Origin of the sequence: Pseudomonas sp. FP2294 (assembly GCF_030687625.1) — a bacterium.
Lineage (GTDB): Bacteria > Pseudomonadota > Gammaproteobacteria > Pseudomonadales > Pseudomonadaceae > Aquipseudomonas > Aquipseudomonas shahriarae.
In genome coordinates this window covers 5,283,917-5,302,496 of record NZ_CP117441.1, presented here as the reverse complement: position 1 = coordinate 5,302,496, position 18,580 = coordinate 5,283,917, and the positions used below count along the sequence as shown (strand labels likewise).

15 protein-coding genes are annotated in these 18,580 nt (G+C 60.3%); 3 read left to right on the top strand and 12 right to left on the bottom strand.

Annotation, left to right across the window (positions count from 1 at the left end; all coding sequences use genetic code 11):
• Positions 1-6: 6 nt before the first annotated feature.
• From PSH73_RS23930 to PSH73_RS23880, 11 genes are all read right to left on the bottom strand, one after another.
• Positions 7-1,254 carry a multifunctional CCA addition/repair protein gene (locus PSH73_RS23930; RefSeq protein WP_057960792.1) on the bottom strand — a complete coding sequence of 416 codons (1,248 nt, stop codon included), beginning with the start codon at positions 1,252-1,254 and terminating at the stop codon, positions 7-9.
• A gap of 63 nt (positions 1,255-1,317) precedes the next feature.
• Entirely contained in the window at positions 1,318-2,880 is a 1,563-nt protein-coding gene (locus tag PSH73_RS23925) for a SpoVR family protein (RefSeq protein ID WP_057960791.1), read from the bottom strand.
• Complete coding sequence (locus tag PSH73_RS23920) at positions 2,877-4,148, bottom strand: YeaH/YhbH family protein (RefSeq protein ID WP_057444302.1); 1,272 nt, start codon at positions 4,146-4,148, stop codon at positions 2,877-2,879. Before PSH73_RS23920 ends, PSH73_RS23925 begins: the two co-directional genes overlap by 4 nt.
• 113 nt (positions 4,149-4,261) lie before the next feature.
• Complete coding sequence (locus PSH73_RS23915; protein WP_017739508.1) at positions 4,262-6,184, bottom strand: PrkA family serine protein kinase; 1,923 nt, start codon at positions 6,182-6,184, stop codon at positions 4,262-4,264.
• Between the two features lie 283 nt (positions 6,185-6,467).
• On the bottom strand, positions 6,468-6,797 hold the full coding sequence (gene glpE / locus PSH73_RS23910; protein WP_057440313.1) for a thiosulfate sulfurtransferase GlpE: 330 nt from the start codon (positions 6,795-6,797) through the stop codon (positions 6,468-6,470).
• Positions 6,798-6,829: 32 nt separating this feature from the next.
• Complete coding sequence (locus tag PSH73_RS23905) at positions 6,830-7,681, bottom strand: symmetrical bis(5'-nucleosyl)-tetraphosphatase (protein ID WP_057440314.1); 852 nt, start codon at positions 7,679-7,681, stop codon at positions 6,830-6,832.
• Entirely contained in the window at positions 7,681-8,061 is a 381-nt protein-coding gene (gene apaG, locus PSH73_RS23900) for a Co2+/Mg2+ efflux protein ApaG (protein WP_057960789.1), read from the bottom strand. The genes PSH73_RS23905 and apaG overlap by 1 nt, the downstream gene beginning before the upstream one ends.
• Before the next feature lie 277 nt (positions 8,062-8,338).
• Complete coding sequence (rsmA, locus tag PSH73_RS23895) at positions 8,339-9,151, bottom strand: 16S rRNA (adenine(1518)-N(6)/adenine(1519)-N(6))-dimethyltransferase RsmA (RefSeq protein ID WP_057440316.1); 813 nt, start codon at positions 9,149-9,151, stop codon at positions 8,339-8,341.
• On the bottom strand, positions 9,148-10,137 hold the full coding sequence (pdxA, locus tag PSH73_RS23890; RefSeq protein ID WP_186625884.1) for a 4-hydroxythreonine-4-phosphate dehydrogenase PdxA: 990 nt from the start codon (positions 10,135-10,137) through the stop codon (positions 9,148-9,150). The genes rsmA and pdxA overlap by 4 nt, the downstream gene beginning before the upstream one ends.
• Positions 10,134-11,468, bottom strand: a complete 1,335-nt coding sequence (locus PSH73_RS23885) for a peptidylprolyl isomerase (RefSeq protein WP_169960149.1) — start codon at positions 11,466-11,468, stop codon at positions 10,134-10,136. Before PSH73_RS23885 ends, pdxA begins: the two co-directional genes overlap by 4 nt.
• Complete coding sequence (locus PSH73_RS23880; protein WP_200660746.1) at positions 11,449-14,247, bottom strand: LPS-assembly protein LptD; 2,799 nt, start codon at positions 14,245-14,247, stop codon at positions 11,449-11,451. The genes PSH73_RS23885 and PSH73_RS23880 overlap by 20 nt, the downstream gene beginning before the upstream one ends.
• A gap of 130 nt (positions 14,248-14,377) precedes the next feature.
• Here PSH73_RS23880 and PSH73_RS23875 point away from each other — a divergent pair, with 130 nt between their 5' ends.
• From PSH73_RS23875 to PSH73_RS23865, 3 genes are read left to right on the top strand one after another with little or no spacing between them, the layout of a single operon-like run.
• Positions 14,378-15,403: an aminoglycoside phosphotransferase family protein gene (locus PSH73_RS23875; RefSeq protein WP_057960785.1), complete on the top strand. Its 1,026-nt coding sequence runs from the start codon at positions 14,378-14,380 to the stop codon at positions 15,401-15,403.
• Entirely contained in the window at positions 15,400-16,074 is a 675-nt protein-coding gene (gene murU / locus PSH73_RS23870; RefSeq protein WP_057960784.1) for an N-acetylmuramate alpha-1-phosphate uridylyltransferase MurU, read from the top strand. The genes PSH73_RS23875 and murU overlap by 4 nt, the downstream gene beginning before the upstream one ends.
• A gap of 1 nt (position 16,075) precedes the next feature.
• Complete coding sequence (locus PSH73_RS23865) at positions 16,076-16,843, top strand: TerB family tellurite resistance protein (RefSeq protein WP_200660744.1); 768 nt, start codon at positions 16,076-16,078, stop codon at positions 16,841-16,843.
• 754 nt (positions 16,844-17,597) lie between these two features.
• On the opposite strand, the gene PSH73_RS23860 is transcribed toward PSH73_RS23865, so the two are convergent.
• A complete protein-coding gene (locus PSH73_RS23860) occupies positions 17,598-18,572 on the bottom strand; it encodes an alpha/beta hydrolase family protein (protein WP_057960781.1) in 975 nt (324 codons plus the stop codon).
• Between the last annotated feature and the right edge of the window lie 8 nt (positions 18,573-18,580).

The following is an 18,580-nucleotide window of genomic DNA, read 5'->3' as shown; positions in this document are numbered from 1 at the left end:
CAAGCACTAGGCGTCCCCCCGCTCCTGCAGTGAATGGTGTTCTTTGTAGGCTTTCAGGGCCTTGAGCCGCTCACGCTTGAGAGCCTCACCCAGTTCCGGGCCCTTGAAGCCTTTCTCCAGTAATGGCGCCACCGCCACCCCCCGCGCTACCCGCGCAGCACCGCGTAAATAATCCGCCTGTGGATAACTTCGCTGCTCAAGGCCCTTGCGGCCCCGTGCGTCCATTTCGCAGGCGACAACAAACTCTTCAAAACGCTGTGGTCGGCGGAATACGTCAAAACTCTGCAGCAACTCCAGCAGGGTCGAGGCTTTCAGCTCCAGGGCGCGATGGCCGTGGGTGTGATACTCGCCAACCAAAAGTGCCAGTTCCTGGCAATCCTTCGGTACTTTGAAGCGTTCATTGACCGCTCTGATCAGCTTCAGGCCCCGCTGCTCGTGAGCAATATGCCGGGGCAACTTATCCACAGGGGTCAGGCCCTTGCCCAGATCATGCAGCAGGCAAGCCCAGCGCACAGTCAAGGGTTGGGCGTGGAGGGCTGCCTGTTCCAGCACGCTCAGGGTATGGATGCCGGTATCAATTTCCGGATGGTGGGCTTCGGGTTGGGGTACACCGAACAGCGCGTCCACTTCCGGCAGCAAGGTTTTCAGGGCGTGGCAGTCGCGCAGCACCTGGATAAACACCTGGGGTTGATCTTCCATCAGCGCCCGGGAAATTTCCTTCCAACTGCGCTCCGGGGTCAGGGCATCCAGTTCGCCAGAGTCACTGAGTTGGCGCATCAGTTCCAGGGTTTCGGGGGCGACAGTGAAACCGAGGCTGGCATAACGTGCGGCAAACCGTGCCACCCGCAACACACGTAAGGGATCTTCGGCGAACGCCGGGGAAACGTGGCGCAACACTCGGGCTTGCAGATCGCGTTGGCCATGATAGGGATCGGTCAGGTTGCCGTCGTCGTCTTCAGCCATGGCGTTGATGGTCAGGTCGCGACGGATCAAGTCTTGTTCGAGGGTGACTTCAGGGCTGGCATGAAACACAAAGCCGCCATACCCCCGGCCGCTCTTGCGCTCGGTACGGGCGAGGGCGTACTCCTCGTTGTTTTTCGGGTCCAGGAACACCGGAAAATCAGAGCCTACAGGCCGATAGCCCAGGGCGAGCATTTCTTCGGTGGTGGCGCCTACGACGACCCGATCGACATCGGTAACGGGAATGCCCAGCAAGCGATCACGTACCGCTCCGCCGACTTTGTAGATTTGCATGAAAAAGCCTCCATTAGCCCTACAGGATAACGCCTGTGCCAGGCCAATGGAGGCATTGCTGCATCAAAGGTGAACCACGGCCAGGTCCAGGCGGCCGTAGTCGTTGTCGTTGTGTTCGTTGCGCGGCGGAACATGGTGGGTTTTCATGATCTGGTCGCCTTGCAGCGTCTCCAGATGGATATCAAAACCCCATAGCCGGTGCAGGTGCTTGAGCACTTCATCCGTGGATTCGCCCAGGGGTTTGCGGTCGTGCTGCTGGTGGCGCAGGGTCAGGGAGCGGTCGCCGCGCATATCGATGCTGTAGATCTGCACGTTGGGCTCGCGGTTGCCCAGGTTGTACTGGGCCGCCAGGGTCTCGCGGATGGTGCGGTAACCGGCTTCGTCGTGAATGGCAGGTACCAGCAGGTCGTCCTTGAGGTCGTCATCCATAATGCTGAACAGCTTGAGATCACGAATCACCTGGGGCGACAGGTACTGCAGGATAAAGCTCTCATCCTTGAAGCTGCTCATGGCGAACTTGAGGGTCGATAGCCAGTCGCTGCCGGCGATCTCCGGGAACCAGCGGCGATCTTCCTCGGTCGGGTGTTCGCACATGCGCCGGATATCCCGGTACATGGCAAAGCCCAGGGCATAAGGGTTGATGCCGCTGTAGTAGGGGCTGTCGAAGCCTGGCTGGAAGACCACGCTGGTATGGGAGGTGAGGAACTCCATCATGAAACCGTCGGTCACCAGCCCTTCGTCGTAGAGGTCGTTTATCAGGGTGTAATGCCAGAACGTAGCCCAGCCTTCGTTCATCACCTGGGTCTGGCGCTGGGGGTAGAAATACTGGGCGATCTTGCGCACGATCCGCACGATCTCCCGTTGCCACGGCTCCAGCAACGGGGCGTGCTTTTCCAGGAAGTACAGGATGTTTTCCTGGGGTTCGCTGGGGAAGCGTGCATTGTCTTTGTCGCTGTTCTTGTCGGCGCGCTTGGGGATGGTGCGCCACAAGTCGTTGATCTGCTTTTGCAGATGCTCTTCACGGTCCTTCTGCCGCAGCCGTTCCTCTTCGGCGGAAATGGGGTAAGGGCGTTTGTAGCGGTCTACCCCGTAGTTCATCAAGGCATGGCAGGAGTCGAGCAGGTCTTCCACGGCGTCGATCCCGTGGCGCTCCTCGCATTGCATGATGTACTGCTTGGCGAACACCAGGTAATCAATGATCGAACTGGCGTCGGTCCAGGTGCGGAACAGATAGTTGCCCTTGAAGAAACTGTTGTGGCCGTAGCACGCGTGGGCCACCACCAGTGCCTGCATGCAGATGGTGTTTTCTTCCATCAGGTAGGCGATGCACGGGTCGGAGTTGATCACGATTTCGTAGGCCAGGCCCATCTGGCCGCGGCTGTAGGACTTCTCGGTGCTGAGGAAGTGCTTGCCGTAGGACCAATGGTGATAGCCCAGGGGCATGCCCACCGAGGCATACGCGTCCATCATCTGTTCGGCGGTGATCACTTCGATCTGGTTGGGATAGGTATCCAGGGCATAACCGGCCGCAATGCGGCTGATTTCCCGGTCATAGGCCTGGATCAGTTCGAAGGTCCATTCGGACCCCGTGGAAATGGGTTGGCGCTTATGCTCTTTGGCGGTCATGTCACTAACCTGCGCTGGAAGAGTTCACGGAAGACCGGATAGATATCGCCGGCCGAGACCAGTTGTTGCTGGGCGAAGGTATCGGCGAAGGCTTCACCGATGCGCTCGTATTCAAACCACAGGGCCTGGTGCTCGCGGGGGGTAATCTCCACATAAGTGTAGTACTGCACGAACGGCATGATCTGGTTGATCAGGATGTCGCGGCAGATGGGCGAGTCGTCGTTCCAGTTGTCGCCGTCGGAAGCCTGGGCTGCGTAGATGTTCCATTCGTTGGCTGGGTAGCGCTCAGCCATGATTTCCTGCATCAGTTTCAGCGCACTGGACACGATGGTGCCGCCGGTCTCCCGCGAATAGAAAAACTCTTCTTCGTCGACCTCGCGGGCGCTGGTGTGATGGCGGATAAACACCACGTCGATCTTGTCGTAGTTACGCTTGAGAAACAGGTACAGCAGAATAAAGAAGCGCTTGGCGATGTCCTTGGTCGCCTGGGTCATGGAGCCGGAAACGTCCATCAGGCAGAACATCACCGCCTTGGAGCTGGGGTTGGGTTGCTTGACCAGTAGGTTGTATTTCAAGTCGAAGGTGTCGAGGAACGGCACGCGGTGGATACGCGCGCTGAGTTTCTCGATTTCTGCTTCTATTTCCTGGATATCGCCGAAGTTGTCCGGCTCTTCGCGCTTCAAGCGCGCCAATTCTTCCTTGGCTTCCCTCAGTTTGGCGCGGCTGCTGCCAGACAGGGCGATACGCCGTGCATGGGCCGAACGCAGGGTGCGGATGATATTGATGCGCGAGGGGTTGCCCTCGTTGCTGATACCGGCGCGCACGGTCTTGAAGGTGTCAGTGCCGGTCAGGTTGCGCTTGACCAGGTTGGGCAGCTCCAGGTCCTCGAACATGAATTCGAGGAATTCCTCCTGGGTAATCTGGAACACGAACTCATCCATGCCTTCGCCGGAGTTGCCGGCCTTGCCTGGGCCTTTGCCGCCGCCACCGCCCTGAGGGCGCTGGATATGCTCGCCAGTGGTGAATTCCTTGTTTCCCGGATGAACCACGGTCTGTTTGCCGCCGCGGCCGTGATGCAGCACCGGTTCGTCGATGTCCCGGCCGGGAATGCTGATCTGCTCGCCGTGCTCCATATCGGTAATGGAGCGGCGACTCACCGCCTCTTCGACGGCCTTTTTGATGTGGTCACGGTAACGCCGCAGGAACCGCTGGCGGTTTACCGTGCTCTTGTTCTTGCCATTGAGGCGTCGGTCGATCACATAGCTCATAGGGAGCCCTCCGGGCAGCTTCACGTTACAAGCTTCAAGCCGCGAGCTGGAAGCTTAGAGACAAGCGGTCAACTGCCAGGCCAGGGGCCCGGCAGCGCACGCCTGTCGCTGCCTTACTGCGATTTGCGCACCCGCAGGTACCACTCGGAGAGCAGCCGTACCTGTTTGTCGGTGTAGCCGCGCTCGACCATTCGTGTGACGAAGTCGTTGTGTTTTTGCTGGTCCTCCTTGCTGGCCTTGGCGTTGAAGCTGATGACCGGCAGCAGATCCTCGGTGTTGGAGAACATTTTCTTCTCGATGACCACCCGCAGCTTCTCGTAGCTGAGCCAGGTCGGGTTCTTGCCGTTGTTGTTGGCCCGGGCGCGCAGTACGAAGTTGACGATTTCGTTGCGGAAATCCTTCGGATTGCTGATGCCGGCCGGTTTTTCGATCTTCTCCAGCTCTTCGTTGAGGGCTACGCGGTTGAGGATCTCGCCGGTTTCGGGGTCGCGGTATTCCTGATCCTGGATCCAGAAGTCGGCGTACAGCACATAGCGGTCGAAGATGTTCTGGCCGTATTCGCTGTAGGACTCCAGGTAGGCGGTCTGGATCTCCTTGCCGATGAACTCGATATAGCGCGGCGCCAGGTACTCCTTGAGGAAGCGCAGGTAACGCTCGCGGGTTTCGGCCTGGAACTGCTCCTGTTCGATCTGCTGCTCCAGTACATAGAGCAGGTGTACCGGGTTGGCGGCGATCTCATGGGGGTCGAAGTTGAAGACCTTGGACAGGATCTTGAAGGCGAAGCGGGTCGACAGGCCATTCATGCCCTCATCGACGCCCGCCGTGTCGCGGTACTCCTGGATCGACTTGGCCTTGGGATCGGTGTCCTTGAGGTTCTCCCCGTCGTAGACGCGCATTTTCGAGTAGATATTCGAGTTTTCCGGCTCCTTGAGACGCGAGAGCACCGTGAACTGGGCGAGCATCTTCAGGGTGTCTGGCGCGCAATGGGCCTTGGCCAGGGAACTGTTGAACAGCAATTTGTCGTAGATCTTGATTTCATCGCTGACCCGCAGGCAGTACGGCACCTTGACGATATAGATCCGGTCGATGAAGGCTTCGTTGTTCTTGTTGTTGCGGAAGGTGTGCCACTCCGATTCGTTGGAGTGGGCCAGCAGGATGCCAGTGAACGGAATCGCCCCGAGGCCTTCGGTACTGTTGTAGTTGCCTTCCTGGGTGGCGGTGAGCAATGGATGCAGCACCTTGATCGGCGCCTTGAACATCTCCACGAATTCCATCAGGCCCTGGTTGGCCCGGCACAGTGCGCCCGAGTAGCTGTAGGCATCGGCGTCGTTCTGCGGGAATTCCTCCAGCTTGCGGATATCCACCTTGCCCACCAGCGCGGAAATATCCTGGTTGTTTTCATCCCCCGGTTCGGTCTTGGCGACGCCGATCTGGTTGAGAATCGACGGATAGAGCTTCACCACCCGGAACTGGCTGATATCGCCGCCGAACTCGGCCAGGCGCTTGGTGGCCCAGGGCGACATGATGGTGTTGAGATAGCGCCGTGGGATGCCGAAGTCTTCTTCGAGAATCGCGCCATCTTCTGTGGCGTTGAACAGGCCCAGGGGCGATTCGAACACCGGAGAGCCCTTGATCGCGTAGAAGGGCACCTTTTCGATCAGTTGCTTGAGTTTTTCGGCCAGGGAAGATTTACCGCCGCCCACGGGGCCGAGCAGGTAGAGAATCTGTTTCTTCTCTTCCAGGCCCTGGGCGGCATGGCGGAAGTAGGAGACGATCTGGTCGATGCATTCTTCCATGCCATGGAAGTCTTCAAAGGCCGGGTAGCGGCGGATCACCTTGTTGGAGAATATTCGCGACAGCCGCGAGTTGTTGGAGGTGTCTACCAGCTCCGGTTCGCCAATCGCCAGTAGCAGGCGCTCGGCGGCAGACGCATAGGTGCTGCGGTCCTTTTTGCACAGCTCAAGATACTCCTGCAGCGTGAGTTCTTCCTGCTGGGTGGACTCGAAGCGTTGTTGGAAGTGGCTAAAAATACTCATGACGTCGTCACCTCGCTCGATACGTGGAGCCGACGCCGGATCAATCAGTCGATGCTGGCAGCCAGTGGCGTTTGCCGTGGCCATTTCCCCCCAGAACACCCTGAAACGCTACCGATGACCCGCACGCCGGTGTACCGGCTCTCCCCTGTTTTGGATGGCCTGCGCTTAATGATAGTTGGGAATCCGGGAGGTCAAGGCGAGATGCCTAATTAGTTTGGGTGCGCCGTTTCTCAGAAACGGCGCGAGCCCAAGCGTCACGCGGGGTAGCGGGGTTTGAAAAAAATTATTGCGAATTGCCTGTGGCAGTTTCCGCAGGATACGTCGTACGCCACAGCTCAAAGCCGCCGTCCAGGCTGTAGACATCGGAGAACCCCTGGCTGACCAGATAGGCCGCCGCGCTCTGGCTGGAATTGCCGTGATAGCACGCCACGATCACTGGCGCGTCGAGGTCGGCGGCGCGGATGAAATCGGCAATGTTGTGGTTGTCCAGGTGCTGTGCGCCCTTGATGTGGTTCAGGGCGTAAGTCTGGGGATCACGGATATCCACCACCACGGCGCCTTGCTCACGCAGGGCCTGGGCTTGTTCGGGAGGGATACGTTTGAATTCGCTCATGGCGGGCTCCTTGGGCGGGCGGCAAGCGGCGTTTAGCGCTTGGCGGCAGCCGGCAGTGTAACGGGAAGGGGGGATTCACACTGGCAGCTCAGGCGCTCGCCGGTGTCGATGTTCATCAGGGTCATGGCTCCGCCCCAGACACACCCTGTGTCGAGGGCAAATACCCCGGGCTCGTCGCAGTGACCTTCAAGGGCGGCCCAGTGACCGAAGATGATCTTCGTTTCGCGGGTCTTGCGCTCCTTGTGGGTAAACCAGGGCTTGTAGCCGGGCAGGGCGGTTTCGGCGCCTTCCTTGCTCTTGAGGTCGAGTTTGCCTTCGGCGGTGCAAAAGCGCATGCGCGTGAAGTAGTTGGTAATGACCCGTAGGCGGGCAACGCCGGTCAGATCGTTATCCCACTTCACTGGCTCATTGCCGTACATGCCGTCCAGGTAGGTGGCGAACAGCGTGTCATCGGCCAGGGCGGTTTCAACCTCGGCAGCACATTTAAGGGCTTTTTTCAGGCTCCACTGCGGTGGGATGCCGGCATGCACCAGGGCGGTATTGCGGCCCTCGTCGTAGTGCACGAGCTTTTGCCGGCGCAGCCAGTCCAGCAACTCGGCGCGATCCGGAGCTTCGAGGATTTCGCGCAGGGTATCGCCCTTTTTCAGGCGCTCGATGTTATTGCCGACCGCCAGCAGGTGCAGGTCATGGTTGCCCAGTACGCACACCAGGGCGTCGCGCATGCCATAAAGAAAGCGCAGGGTTTCCAGGGATTGCGGGCCACGGTTGACCAGATCACCCACCAGCCACAGACGATCTTGGGCTGGGTCGAAGGCGACACGGTCAAGCAGGCATTTGAGCGGCTCCAGGCAGCCTTGCAGGTCGCCGACAGCATAGGTTGCCATCAGTGCAGGGCTCCCGGTACCGCCAGGCGGAAGGGGGCGATGATGGCGTCGAAGTGTTTGCCGTCTTCGGCAAGCATCTGATAGCTGCCTTGCATCGTGCCGACCTTGGAGGTCATTACGGTGCCGCTGCTGTAGGTGTGGCTGGCGCCGCTGTCGATCAGTGGCTGTTGGCCGATGACACCCGCACCGCGCACTTCCTCGACATGGCCGTCGCCGTCGGTGATGACCCAATGGCGCGACAGCAGCTTGGCGGCCACCTGGCCGTTGTTCTTCACCGTGACGGTGTAGGCAAAGGCAAAGCGGTTCTGTTCAGGTTGCGATTGTTCCGCCAGGAAGCGGGTGACGACGCTGACGTCGATCTGATAGCGAGGATCGGACATGCAAGAGGCCTTAAGAGCAAAAGCGGAGGACAGCAGATGCGGATCAGTCTAGGCCATGAGGAGGGCACTAGGCCAGACATGTGTCTGGCTTGGTAAACGATGGCGTCCTGGCAGATGACGAAGCGCTACCAGTGTAGCGCGGCGCAAATGTGGGAGCGGGCAAGCCCGCACACATTGGAACTGCGGCGGGCGCTGGGAGTGGGGCCAGCAAAAACAAGTGTGGGAGCTGGCAAGCCCACTCCCACATGTGGATCGCATTGCATCAAGCCTCTGCGGCTTATTCCGCCGTCGGCGCTGGCTGGATAGCTAGCTGGTCCGCCAGACGTACAAACGCGGCCAGGTCCAACTGCTCCGGGCGCAGGCTGCCGTCGACACCGGCGGCTTCGATCTCGGCGTTGCTCAGCAATGCCTTGAGTGTATTGCGCAGGGTCTTGCGGCGCTGGTTGAACGCTTCACGCACTACCCGCTCCAGCAGGCGATGATCCTTGGCCGGATGAGGAAGGACCGCGTGGGGCACCAGACGCACAATCGCCGAATCGACTTTCGGTGGTGGATTGAACGCGCCCGGCCCGACATTGAACAGGTGCTCGACCCGGCAGTGGTACTGGACCATGATCGACAGGCGACCCCAATCACCGCCGCCAGGGCCGGCGGCCAAGCGCTCGACCACTTCCTTCTGCAACATGAAATGCATGTCGCGGATGATCCCTGCGTTGTTCAGCAGGTGAAAGATCAGTGGCGTGGAGATGTTGTACGGCAAGTTGCCGACCACCCGCAGGCTGTTGGGGGCGGCATTGAGGCTGGTGAAGTCAAACTTCAGCGCGTCGCCCTGGTGCAGGTTGAAGTTGGGCATGCCAGCGAATTGCTGGTTGAGGATCGGGATCAGGTCCTTGTCCAGCTCAACCACATCCAGTTGGCCGCCGCTATTGAGCAGGCCCTGGGTCAGTGCGCCCTGGCCCGGGCCGATTTCCAGCAGGCGGTCTTCGGGCTTGGCATGGATGGAGCGCAGGATGCGGTCGATAACGCCGGCATCGTGCAGGAAGTTTTGCCCGAAGCGCTTGCGCGCCCGGTGTTGGTAATGCTCGGTCATATACGGGTCTCGGCCATCTGATAGGCGGTTTCCAGGGCCACGTGCAGGCTGCCGGTATCGATCTTGCCGCTGCCCGCCAGGTCCAGGGCGGTGCCATGGTCGACGGAGGTGCGGATGATCGGCAGGCCCAGCGTCACGTTGACTGCGGCGCCGAAACCTTTGTATTTCAGCACGGGCAGCCCCTGGTCATGGTACATCGCCAGCACTGCATCGCAGTGCTCCAGATATTTGGGGGTAAACAGAGTGTCCGCAGGCAATGGGCCGCGCAGGTCCATGCCGTCTTGGCGCAGGCGCTCTAGTGTCGGTTCGATAATGTCGATTTCTTCATGGCCCAGGTGGCCGCCTTCACCCGCGTGGGGGTTGAGGCCGCATACCAGGATTCGCGGCTGGGCGATGCCGAATTTTTGTTGCAGGTCAGCGTGCAGGATGCGCGTTACACGCTCCAGGCGCTCGGGGGTAATGGCATCGGCAATCTGGCGCAAGGGCAGGTGAGTGGTCACCAGTGCCACGCGCAGGCCGCGGGTTGCCAGCATCATCACCACTTGTTCGGTGTGGGTCAGTTCTGCGAGAAACTCGGTATGCCCGGAAAAGGCGATGCCGGCTTCGTTGATCACGCCTTTATGCACGGGCGCGGTGATCATCCCGGCGAAGTCGCCGTCGATGCAGCCTTGTCCGGCCCGGGTCAGAGTCTCCAGGACGAAGGCGGCGTTGGCCTTGTCCAGTTGCCCGGCGACCACCTTGGCCTGCAGCGGGGTGTCCCACACGTACAAGCTATTGGCAGGTGCCGGCTGGTCGGGCCAGTTGCCCGGCGAAACGGGCAGCAAGTCGACAGCCACGCCCAGTTGCGCGGCCCGCTCAAGGAGCAGGTCGCGGCTGGTAATGGCAATCAGGGGGTGAGGCTGGGCTTGCGCGGCGAGCAGCAGGCACAGGTCTGGACCTATGCCGGCCGGCTCGCCGGGTGTCAATGCGAAACGCTGGGGTTTCACTGGACTGCCTGGTCGGTGCCTGTTGTGTCGGCGCCAGGAAGCTTGTTTTCCACGTAGGCTTCGTCACGGATCTGACGCAGCCAGGTTTGCAGCTCTTCGTCGTATTTGCGGTTACGCAGTACGGTCAGTGCTTGCTGCTCACGGGCCTGGCTGGTGTTGTCGGTGGCGCGGCGGCCAAGGACTTCCAGGACATGCCAACCGTATTGGGTCTTGAACGGCTTGGACAGCACGCCTTGGGGCGTATCGTTCATGACTTGCTGGAACTCGGGCACCAGGGCTCGTGGGTCGATCCAGTTCAGGTCGCCGCCGTTGAGGGCAGAACCCGGATCTTCCGAGAAGCTTTTGGCCAGGGTGGCGAAGTCTTCACCGCCTTCGATGCGCTCATAGATCTTTTGCGCCAGTTCCTTGGTTTGAGCCTCGGTGCGGATTTCGCTTGGCTTGACCAGGATATGGCGAACATGCACTTCGTCTTTCAACGAAGTTTCACCGCCTCGGCGTTCCAGCAACTTCAGAATGATGAAGCCGCCAGGGGTGCGCGCAGGCTGGGTGATGCCACCTACTTCCATGGCACTCAGCTCACGGTCAAACGGCGGTGGCAATTGAGCAGCTTTACGCCAGCCCATGTCGCCGCCTTCGAGAGCGTTGTCGCTACCGGACTGGGCGATTGCCATCTGGGCAAAGTCGGCACCGGCCTTCAGACGGTCATAGATCGCCTGGGTCTTGGCCGCTGCGGCATTGAGTTGCTCGGCGTTGGCGCTGTCCGGTGTCGGGATCAGGATATTGGCCAGGTGCAGTTCTTCGGAGAGCTGCATCTTGCCCAGGTCCGAGGCCAGGAAGTTCTTCACTTCCTGCTCTGATACCTGCACACGTTCGGCCACACGGCGCTGACGCACGCGGCTGATGATCATTTCGCGGCGGATCTGGTCACGGGCGTCCTCATAGGACAAACCGTCACGGGCCAGGGCCGCACGAAACTGATCAATGCTCATGTTGTTGCGTTGAGCGATGGTGCCGACGGCCTGGTTCAGTTCTTCGTCGGTGATGCGGATGCCGGAGCGGTCGCCAATCTGCAATTGCAGGTTTTCGACGATCAGGCGTTCCAGCACCTGCTGGTCCAGGACGCTGGTCGGCGGCACGCCACCACCACGCTTGGCGATGGTTTGCTGAACTTCCTTGACCCGTTGGTCCAGTTGGCTCTGCATGATCACGTCGTTATCGACGATGGCCACCACCTTGTCCAGCGGTTGCACTGCAGCGTGTGCCGCTGCAGTACCCAGGAACAGCGCGCCCAGCATCAGCGGGCGCAGACAATCAGAAAGCTTGATCTTCACGTTCACGATAACCTTGGATGCCTTTGTCGAGGAAGCTCTCTACCTTGGCGCCAGTCAGGCCGCCGAGTCCTTTGAGGACGATTTGGAGGAAGAGACCGTGGTCGCCTTTTTCGTTCTGCGGGGCGATCTGGGTGTATTCGTCGTTGGAAACCCAATAACGGTTGATCACGCGCAGTTTCCAGCAGCAGTTGTCGTACTCGAAACCACCGAAGGCTTCCAGGGTACGGTTGCGTGCATAGTCATACTGCCAGCGGGTGATCAGGTTCCATTGTGGAACGATCGGCCACATCATCGAGAAATCGTGTTGCTGGATTTTGTAGTAATCCTTCACGAAGTTCGGTTGCCCTTCGGTTCCGTAGTTGCCGCCAAACTGCCATTTACCGGTCAGTTGGTTGTAGACCACCTGGTCGTTGCGATAGCGATAACCAACGTTGATAACCTTGTTCAGGTTGTCTTCCGGCTGGTAGTGGAACATCGCGCTGCCGGAGCGGGCACTGTGGCTTTCAGTGTCCCAGTTGTAATCGGCAGTGGCGCGCCAGTCGCGGTTGAAGCGGAACTCGTAGTCCAGGGCGATTGGCGAGACGTCCGACTGCGAGTCTTCGCGGTCGGCAGCCACGACGCCAGGCAGTTGTACTTCGCGATCCTTGAAGTACAGGGCTTGGCCGACGGAAATGCGCTGACGCTCAAAGCCGTTTTCTTCGATCCAGCGGCTGGTCACGCCCAGGGACAGTTTGTTTTCGTCACCGATCCGGTCGCTGCCCGAGAAGCGGTTGTCGCGAAACAGCGAGTTGTAGCTGAACGTGGCTTCGCTGCTATCGAACACAGGGATATCGGACTGGTCTTTCTCTGGTACATAGAGATAGAAAAGGCGTGGTTCCAGGGTCTGGTTGTAGTTCTTGCCAAACCACTGGGTGCTGCGGTCAAAAAATAGCCCGCTATCGACGCTGGCGATCGGTATGGAGCGGTCTTGGGAACTCTTGAATTTCTGTCCCGCGGCAACCATTTGTTCTTTGCCGGTGCCGTCGAGATCAAGGTCGTATTTGGTGTAGGCGTACTTGAGTTTCGGCGTGACGAAGCCGTAACTCCAGTTCATCGGCAACGATATGCTTGGTGCTACATTCAATCGTGTTCCGTTGGCACGGGTCAATCCTGTTACATAGGTGTCTAGGCGGCGTTCACCTATCGTGCCGTTGGGGTTAAACGGCCCACCATCCTTGTTGGTAATATTGCCAGTCCTCAGATCCCGATCAAACCGGACGGCCTCGGCGTCATAATCAAAGTGCAGCCCGCCAGGGTTGTAAGGCAATGAACCCGTGAAGGTAATCTGTGGCAATCGATCATACGGAGTAATCTGCGAGATCGTCGCCAGCTCGTAGGCTTGCAGATTCAACCTGGCTTTATAGCTGTCTCCGCGATAGCTGACACTACCTTGCTGGTTGACGAATTCACGAGTCTCCACGCCAATCTGATTGGACTTCAGATCCTGGAAGTAGAACGGATCGCTGATCTTGGTGTAGTCGATCTCAGTCAATAAACGCGAATCCAACCCGCCCTTGTGCTGCCAATTGAGCATATAGCGGGTTTTGTCGTAGTCGCTCTGCTTCTTGCGTTCGTCGCTGTCATCGTTCAGATACGCACCGCCGAACTGACCTTCGCTGGACTTGGTGAGGTAGCGGAACTCGCCTTCCATCAACATGCCGCGCTTGGTCATGTATTGCGGGTACAACGTGGCATCGTAATTCGGCGCCAGGTTGAAGTAGTACGGTGTCACCAGCGTGAAGCCACTTTCCCCACCCGAGCTGAAGCTCGGCGGCAGGAAGCCGGACTGACGACGATCGTCAATCGGGAAGTAGATGTACGGGGTGTACAGGATCGGGATGTTCTTGACCCGCAACGTCGCGTTGGTCGCCGTACCGAAGCCGGTGGCCGGGTTCAACGTGATGTTGTTACCGCGCAGCTGCCAGGCATTGCTGTCTGGCTCGCAGGTGGTGTAGGTACCGTCCTTGAGGCGGATGATCGCGTTTTCGGCACGCTTGGCGTACAGCGCGTTACCACGGATGCGCGATTTGTGCATCACGTATTCGGCGTTGTCGATCTGCGCGGCGCCGGTGTCCAGTTGGACCTGGGCATGGTCGCCGACGATCAGCGCGCCATTGTCGCGCATGCGCACATTGCCGTTCAGCTCGCCACGGTTCTCGGCCTGGTACAGGCTGGCCTCTTGGGCCTCGACCTGCATGCTGCCTTGGCGCATGACCACGTCACCGGCCAGGGTGGCGACCTGGGTTTCCTGCTCGTAACGAGAGGCCTTGGCACCGATGAAGGTCGGTGCGTCGCTCTTGTCGGTCTTGTCGTTCATGCCAGGACGGGGCGGCTCGATGTACGCACCGGCGCAATAAGGACCGGTTTCGGCCAGTTGCGCTGCGGTGAGGTTTTCTCGAGGGACCCAGTCCAGGTGGCTGTAGTCGGCACTGCGCGAACGCAGGCCACGGCCCTTGGATTCGGTGACCAGCTTGGTCTGCGGTACGGCTTCGGCACCAGCAGCTTCGCCTTGCGGCGTGCCGTTGGCCGAGCTGACGGCACTGCCGTCATGCACCGGACGCGGTGGTAACGGGGCTGCGCTGGCTTTCGGCGCGCAATCCCAGGCACCCGAAGCAGAGACTGAGCAGTCATACTGTTCCGCGGCGACCACGAATGAGGTGGCGAAGGGTTGCATGGCCAGCAGACTGCCGGTTACCAGCAACGGAAATTTTCTACGAAACGCGGGGGATTTCAATGCCATCTTATTAGTCCGGGCTTCCTGCGTGCCATCTGCCCGCGGTGTGGGCCGCACGCCTCTCGATGGTCTGAAAAAGATGCGTGATAATAAAGCATGACCCGCTTGACGGCTAGCGCCGTCGGAGACCCTTGTAATGCCCGACCAAGATCTACGTTTGCAACACCTGAAAGTCTGGCTCGATCAGCAGTTACCCGAGCTTTTCCATGCCCAGGGATGGGGGGCCGTACCCCCGGCTACATTGACTGCGGCCAGCAGCGACGCGAGTTTCAGACGGTACTTCCGTTGGCAGGGCGAAGGTCGCACATTGATCGTGATGGATGCCCCACCCCCCCAGGAAAACTGCAAACCTTTCGTCGATATCGCGAGAATGTTGGCGAAATCGGGAATAAATGTTCCGCAAATTTATGCAGAAGATCTCTCCCAAGGCTTTCTTTTGCTCAACGACCTGGGCAAAAACACCTATCTGGATGTGATTGACGGTGAAAATGCCGATCAATTGTTTGCCGAAGCCATCGACGCGCTGCTGGCTTTCCAGCAATTGCCGATGGACGCCGGGTTGCCCAGCTACGACGTGCCATTGTTGCGCCGTGAATTGGAGTTGTTCCCCGAATGGTACGTGCGCCGGCATCTGGGCATTGAGTTCGACGAGCAGCAGTTGGCTCAATGGCAGCGGGTCAGCCAATTGCTGATCGACAGCGCCCTGGCCCAGCCCAAGGTCCTGGTGCATCGCGACTATATGCCGCGCAACCTGATGATCAGCGTGCCGAACCCTGGCGTGCTGGATTTCCAGGATGCGGTCTACGGCCCCGTGACCTACGACATCACCTGCCTGTTCAAGGACGCCTTCCTCAGTTGGCCCCAGGCGCGGGTGCGCGAATGGCAGCGTGGTTATTGGGAGCGTGCTGGCCAATTGGGCATCCCGGTGCAGGCGGACTTTGAAGATTTCCTGCGCGCCAGCGACTTGATGGGGGTGCAGCGTCACCTCAAGGTCATCGGTATCTTTGCGCGTATCTGCCACCGTGATGGCAAACCGCGCTACCTGGCGGACGTGCCGCGCTTCTTTGCCTATATAGACGCGGTGCTGGCCGATCGGCCGGAACTGGCCGACCTGGGCGAGTTGCTGGCCAGCCTGCGCCAACCGGCCGAGGCCCACGTATGAAGGCGATGATCCTGGCGGCCGGCAAGGGCGAGCGGATGCGTCCGCTCACCCTGCACACCCCAAAACCGTTGGTCCAGGCCGGTGGCAAGCGCCTGATCGAGTACCACCTGGAGGCGCTGGCGAAAGCGGGATTCACCGATATCGTCATCAACCATGCCTGGCTGGGCCAGCAAATCGAGAGTTATCTGGGAGACGGCGCGCAGTACGGCGTGCGTATCCAGTATTCGCCAGAGGGCGAGCCCCTGGAAACCGGTGGCGGAATCTTCCAGGCCTTGCCCTTGCTGGGGGAGGAGCCGTTCCTGGTGGTCAATGGCGATATCTGGACCGACTACGACTTTGTCCGCCTCAAGCAGCCCTCGAGCGGCTTGGCGCACTTGGTCATGGTCGATAACCCGCCTCATCACCCCAGTGGTGGCGATTTCTATATCAAGGATGGTTTGCTTCATGATGCAGCGCCCGGTGCCGATAACCTGACCTTCAGTGGCATTTCGGTGCTGCACCCCAAGCTGTTCGCGGGTTGCAGTGCCGGTGCCTTCAAGCTGGCGCCCTTGCTGCGCACGGCGATGGCTCAAGGCTTGGTCTCGGGGGAACACATGGATGGACGCTGGATTGACGTCGGTACGCTGGAGCGCCTGGCGCAGGTTGAAAGTCTGCTGACCGTGGGCCAGTAAGATGTTGTGGCCTGGGACTCTGATCGGCGCCGGGGCGGGTTTTGCCATCGCCAGCATTCCGGGGGCCATGTTGGGTGGGTTGCTGGGGCAGGCACTGGATCGGCGCCTGCAATTGCACAGTTGGGCCCAACTGCGCGAACGCCTGGGCGGCCGGCCGGCGCTGCGCAATGACGAACTGCTGTTTGTCCTGCTGGGCCGCCTGGCCAAGAGTAATGGGCGGGTGGTGGACGGCCATATCCAGCAGGCGCGGGTGGAGATGCGCTCGCTGGACATGAGCGAGCCGGCCCAGCGCCGGGCGATTGCCGCGTTCAACCGAGGCAAGTCGGGGGCCGACCGCGTGCGCAGTTACCTGCGCGTGCTCAAGGTGCAGCCCCATGCGGCGGAAGGCGTGCTGCGCGCCTGCTGGCGCATGGTCTGGGCCGACGGCAAGGCCAGCCCCGCTGAGCGCGAGCTGATCGAGCTATGGGGCAAATGGCTGGGGTGGACGCCGCAACAACTCCAGGCACTGGCCCATGACTATGAGCCGGAACGCAAGCCCCTGGTCACCCGCGGTAGCACCTATCAAGAGGCCCTACGGATCCTCGGGGTAACCGGAACGACAGAGCCTGCGGTCATCAAACGTGCCTATCGACGGCTGCTCAGTCGGCACCACCCGGACAAGATTGCCGGCACTGGCGCGAGCCCCGCTCAAGTGCGCGAGGCCACGGAGCGCACCCGAGAGCTGCATAGTGCCTACACGATCATTCGCGAGCAGCGGGATTTCCGCTGACCCGACCGCCTGTGGCGAGCGTGCTTGCCAAAAGTGTCCACCCTGTCCCCGCACACCCGTCAACCATGTGCCCGGTCCGTAAAAAAAGAGCCCCAAAGTAACCAAGGGCTCCTGACATCGGAGGCCGGGGACCCACCACTCGGGACCTCGCCTGGTCTCGGTGTGCCTGCAGTCCAGCAGTGATTCGGGGGGCACCGAGATGGCGGTCTATCAGTCGATAGATGTATTGGCCGAGATATCTCTATCGCAGGCAAGCCAGCTCCCACAGGGGAATGTAGCTTCGCAGCTCTGGCTCTGTTTTTGATCTGGCTTTTGATCTTGATCTCAGGCGCCCCGTTAAACCACGCTGGCCGCAGGCAGGTATTGCGCAGTGAGCACCCCGGCAGGGATGCCGGGGTAGCCGCGACACGGCCATGGATGGCCGATCGCGGCGGGCCCACGGAGCAATGCCTGACTGCGGGCATGCCGAGCCTAGGCGAGGCACCGAGTGGTGGGGCAAGAGCGTTTTGCTTACTTTGGCGCTTCTCCAAAGTGAGCCGCCGTAAGGGCGGAACCCTAAGTGGCCATGACCGCAGCAACGGATATGTACACAAACCCAATAACCAAAAAAGAGCGAGTTGTGTAGATCCTCATGCCCCCACAGGGCCTCTTAGGTTTGTCAGATAAACCGAGCGGCGGGTTTTAGGGCTGCTGCGCAACCCAACGCGGGCAAGCCCGCTCGCCACAACCACAACCACAGACGGGGCAGTTGGGCTCAGCTACCGCTGCTTTGCGGGCTCAACCAGCCGCGAATCCGCCGGTACAACTGTTCCTGGGCCGCTGCGCTATTCCCGGGAATAGTCTTCAACGACACCTGCTTGTAGTTGTCATTCTTCAGCCGCTTGCTTGCCTGGCTGCGCTCCAGCGCCATTTTGCTGGCCAGGGCGTTGTCCTGATAGAAGACATCGGCGGTCGCCAGCTTCAATGTCGGGGTCAGCTGTTGCAGATCCGGTTGACGGCCCACCGGCGACTGCGCCGCGACCATGATGAACTTTTGCACCTGGGCCGGTTGTTTTTCGCTCAGGTAGCGCGCAGCCCACCAGGCCCCAGTCCCGTGCCCCAGCAGCACCACGCTGCGGGCGTTCTGGGTCTGGGCATAGGCGACGGCTGCGTCGATGCGGGCGAAGATCCGTGTCGCGTCGGTCTTGTCCTGCTCATCCACGCCAGAGATCACGGCCGGGTCGGTGCCCTCGGCTTCGGCGCTGGCCGCCTGTTCGATGGGCTTGGGCGCGGCGGTGCTGGCATCCTTGCTGCTGTCGACGACCGCATCGGGAGCCTGGATCACCCGCGGCGGCAGGGTATCGACACTCAGGTCGGGCAGCGACAGGCTCAGGCTGCCCCAGGCGGCATCCGGCAGCTTCTGGCGCAAAGGCCCGATGGCTTGCGGCCAGTCAGCCGTTTCTCCGGCGCCGGGGACGATAATCACCACACCCTGCGGTTCGGGGCTGTTCGCCGGTTTCCACAGTGCCAGGAACGACTCGTCGCCGGCCTGCAATTGTTGCTGCTCGTGGGGCGGCAGTTGTCGCTCCAGGGCCTGGGCTTCCTCCTGGCTACGCTCTGGCAGAGGCTGGCGTTCTGGTGGTTTTTCGGCGGCCGCCGGCGCGGTGTCAGCCGCCTGCACGCAAAAGGTGCTGGTAAACAGCAGCGACAGGCACAATGCTGGCAGTGTCGAACGGTGAAGCAGGGGCATAGTGGAAT

Coding starts and splice junctions, on each gene's coding strand:
- PSH73_RS23930 (WP_057960792.1), bottom strand. CDS start 1,254: ATGCAAATCTACAAAGTCGGCGGAGCGGTACGTGATCGCTTGCTGGGC.
- PSH73_RS23925 (WP_057960791.1), bottom strand. CDS start 2,880: ATGACCGCCAAAGAGCATAAGCGCCAACCCATTTCCACGGGGTCCGAA.
- PSH73_RS23920 (WP_057444302.1), bottom strand. CDS start 4,148: ATGAGCTATGTGATCGACCGACGCCTCAATGGCAAGAACAAGAGCACG.
- PSH73_RS23915 (WP_017739508.1), bottom strand. CDS start 6,184: ATGAGTATTTTTAGCCACTTCCAACAACGCTTCGAGTCCACCCAGCAG.
- glpE (WP_057440313.1), bottom strand. CDS start 6,797: ATGAGCGAATTCAAACGTATCCCTCCCGAACAAGCCCAGGCCCTGCGT.
- PSH73_RS23905 (WP_057440314.1), bottom strand. CDS start 7,681: ATGGCAACCTATGCTGTCGGCGACCTGCAAGGCTGCCTGGAGCCGCTC.
- apaG (WP_057960789.1), bottom strand. CDS start 8,061: ATGTCCGATCCTCGCTATCAGATCGACGTCAGCGTCGTCACCCGCTTC.
- rsmA (WP_057440316.1), bottom strand. CDS start 9,151: ATGACCGAGCATTACCAACACCGGGCGCGCAAGCGCTTCGGGCAAAAC.
- PSH73_RS23880 (WP_200660746.1), bottom strand. CDS start 14,247: ATGGCATTGAAATCCCCCGCGTTTCGTAGAAAATTTCCGTTGCTGGTA.
- PSH73_RS23875 (WP_057960785.1), top strand. CDS start 14,378: ATGCCCGACCAAGATCTACGTTTGCAACACCTGAAAGTCTGGCTCGAT.
- murU (WP_057960784.1), top strand. CDS start 15,400: ATGAAGGCGATGATCCTGGCGGCCGGCAAGGGCGAGCGGATGCGTCCG.
- PSH73_RS23865 (WP_200660744.1), top strand. CDS start 16,076: ATGTTGTGGCCTGGGACTCTGATCGGCGCCGGGGCGGGTTTTGCCATC.
- PSH73_RS23860 (WP_057960781.1), bottom strand. CDS start 18,572: ATGCCCCTGCTTCACCGTTCGACACTGCCAGCATTGTGCCTGTCGCTG.